2 protein-coding genes are annotated in these 2,761 nt (G+C 62.9%); one reads left to right on the forward strand and one right to left on the reverse strand.

Annotation, left to right across the window (positions count from 1 at the left end):
* Positions 1-293: 293 nt before the first annotated feature.
* Complete coding sequence (locus XpopCFBP1817_RS20300) at positions 294-1,367, forward strand: acyltransferase family protein (protein WP_128418449.1); 1,074 nt, start codon at positions 294-296, stop codon at positions 1,365-1,367.
* Positions 1,368-1,569: 202 nt separating this feature from the next.
* On the opposite strand, the gene XpopCFBP1817_RS20305 is transcribed toward XpopCFBP1817_RS20300, so the two are convergent.
* Positions 1,570-2,628, reverse strand: a complete 1,059-nt coding sequence (locus XpopCFBP1817_RS20305) for an NAD(P)-dependent alcohol dehydrogenase (protein WP_128418450.1) — start codon at positions 2,626-2,628, stop codon at positions 1,570-1,572.
* Positions 2,629-2,761 lie beyond the last annotated feature (133 nt).

Here is a 2,761-nt window from a genome sequence, read left to right on the forward strand (position 1 = left end):
AGCTGATCATGTCTGTCGTTCTCCGCTGGCAGGGCGTCAAGTCAATGATGGCAGATTGCTGGGGTTTTTAGAGGCTACTTATATGTGATTTAACTCACATATCAGCTGTCGCCGCATAACGCAGTCCAGCCATCCCCCCACTAGCGCGGAACGCTCCGCGCTCACTCGGATGCCCTCGGCAACGACGGTATCCGATCCCTCCTACGCGTTAGCAACGCTGCCGTGGAATCCATTCGAGTGTCGCCGCGCAACGCGGCGGCGAAGCCGTGGGCCCCTACCAAGGAAGCAATCTCATGACGTACCAAACCACTACCGGCAAACAGATACGCGACGATTGGGTGGACTGGCTACGCGGCGCCAGCGTGTTGATGGTGATCATGCTGCACGCCTATGGCTTCGCTTTCGACGCCTACCCCGAGCTACGCAGCGGTGCAGCCCGGGAAAGCAGCACGTTCATGCTGTCGATCGAGCGCATCAACCGCTCGCTGGCACCGTTGCGCATGCAGTTGATGTTCCTGCTCTCGGGCCTGTTCGTGGCGCGTGGATTGGACAAGGGCATCGCGACCTACTTCAGCGGCAAGCTGCGGCGTGTACTGTATCCCTACCTGATCTGGTCGCTGCTGATCTTCGCGTTACGCGAGGCCGGCTCGGTGCTGGCCAGGGCCGAGCCCATCGCCTGGATGGACCTGGGCAAGATCGCGGTCGGCAACGTGGCACTGACCTGGTTTCTGTTCTACCTGTTCGTGTTTCTTGCACTGATCCCGCTGCTGCGTCGGTTGCCGGCCCCATTAGTGCTGGCCGCCACCCTGCTGGGCTCGGTCTGCCTGGGCCCATTGCTGCGCCAGGGCGCCGACCCGTTCTATTACTTCGTGTTCTTCTACATCGGCACACTGCTGGCCGGCCGCGTGCCGGCACTGCTGCAGCAGGCACCGCGCTGGATCTGGCCACTGTCGTGCCTGAGCCTGTGCGCCATCGTGCTGATCGCCAATCTCACCGCGCTGCACGGCATCTGGATCGGTTACCTGCCGCTGGTGCTGATCGCGCTGCCGCTGGTGATCGCTGCAGCAATGTGGGCCAACCAGAAACCGGCCGCGCAGGCGATCCGCTATGTGGGCCGCAACTCGGTGGTGTTCTACCTGACCCACTTCCCGCCGTTCATCGTGCTGGCCTATCTGCTGCCGCGCTGGATCCACGATGGCACGCTGCTGTTCTTCGCCTTGTTGGGCACCGGCGTGCTGGCGCCGGCCATACTGTGCCTGCTGCGGGCGCCAGGCCGCCTGCCCGCGTTGAACCTGCTGTTCTGCGCACCGATGAAGGCACGCACCACACGCTCCACTATGCCGCTGGTTTCGCTCTCTTCCGCGTAGGGTGCCGGGGTGGTGGCAGCAGAGCAGGGTGCATGACACTGCTGCCCACATCAGTGTCTGCCGATGCCTGAAGCCGATGACCGGATGCCGTCCGGCAGCAGCGTGACGCGGCGCTGCCGCGCCCACGCGGCGTTCGATGGCACATGCACCTGAGGTGCAGCCATGCTGCAGGGCTGCACCGATTGCCAGCCGCGCGATGCGTTTAGGCCACCTTGTCCAGCGTGGCCATGTCGATCACGAAGCGGTACTTCACATCGCTCTTGAGCATGCGCTCGTAGGCCTCGTTGATCTGGTCGGCGCGAATCGTTTCGATATCCGAAACGATGTTGTGCTTGGCGCAGAAATCCAGCATCTCCTGGGTCTGGCGGATGCCGCCAATCAACGAACCGGCCAGCGTGCGGCGCTTTATGACCAGATTGAACACGCTCGGCGAAGGGTGCGACTGATCGGGCACACCGACCAGCACCATCGCACCGTCGCGCTTGAGCGCAGCCAGGAACGGGTCCAGGTTGTGCGGCGCGGCCACGGTGTTGAGGATGAAATCCAGCGTGTTGTACTGCGCCGCCATCTGCGCCTCATCCCTGGAGATCACCACTTCGCTGGCGCCCAGACGCAGCGCATCGGCGCGCTTGCCCTCGGAGGTGGTGAACAGCACCACGGTGGCGCCCATCGCCTTGGCGATCTTCACTGCCATGTGGCCCAGGCCACCCAGGCCGACCACACCCACCTTGTGGCCAGGACCGACCTTCCAGTGCGCCAGCGGCGAATAGGTGGTGATGCCGGCGCACAGCAGCGGCGCTACCGCTGCCAGATTCTCGCTGTGCGAAATGCGCAGCACGTATTTCTGATCGACCACGATGTGGTCCGAATATCCGCCGTACGTGTTCTGGCCGCCACCGAACATCGGCCCGTTATAGGTGCCGGTGAAGCCCTGCTCGCAATACTGTTCTTCGCCTTCCTGACAGGACGCGCAGCTGCGGCAGCTGTCGACCATGCAGCCAACACCAGCCAGGTCGCCGACCTTGAATCCGCTGACCGCATCGCCGACTGCCGTGACGCGGCCGACGATCTCGTGGCCGGGCACCGAGGGATACAAGGTGTTGTGCCATTCGTTGCGCGCGGTATGCAGATCAGAGTGACACACGCCGCAATAGGCGATATCGATCTGTACATCGTTAGGGCCGGGCGCGCGGCGTTCGACCACGAACGGTGCAAGCGGCTGATCGGCGGTTTGGGCGGCGTAAGCGTGGGCTTGGCTCATTGGGAGGCTCCGGGGCGTTACGTCTCCCGCGACGGTGCAGGAGACAAAAGTAATTTAAGGAGCCTCTAAAAACCCCATCAATCTGCCATCATTGACTTGACGCCCTGCCAGCGGAGAACGACAGACATGATCA

The organism is Xanthomonas populi, from assembly GCF_002940065.1.
GTDB classification, from domain to species: Bacteria; Pseudomonadota; Gammaproteobacteria; order Xanthomonadales; family Xanthomonadaceae; genus Xanthomonas; species Xanthomonas populi.

Excerpts from the sequence above, each read along its gene's own strand:
- XpopCFBP1817_RS20300 (WP_128418449.1), top strand. The coding sequence starts at position 294 with ATGACGTACCAAACCACTACCGGCAAACAGATACGCGACGATTGGGTG.
- XpopCFBP1817_RS20305 (WP_128418450.1), bottom strand. The coding sequence starts at position 2,628 with ATGAGCCAAGCCCACGCTTACGCCGCCCAAACCGCCGATCAGCCGCTT.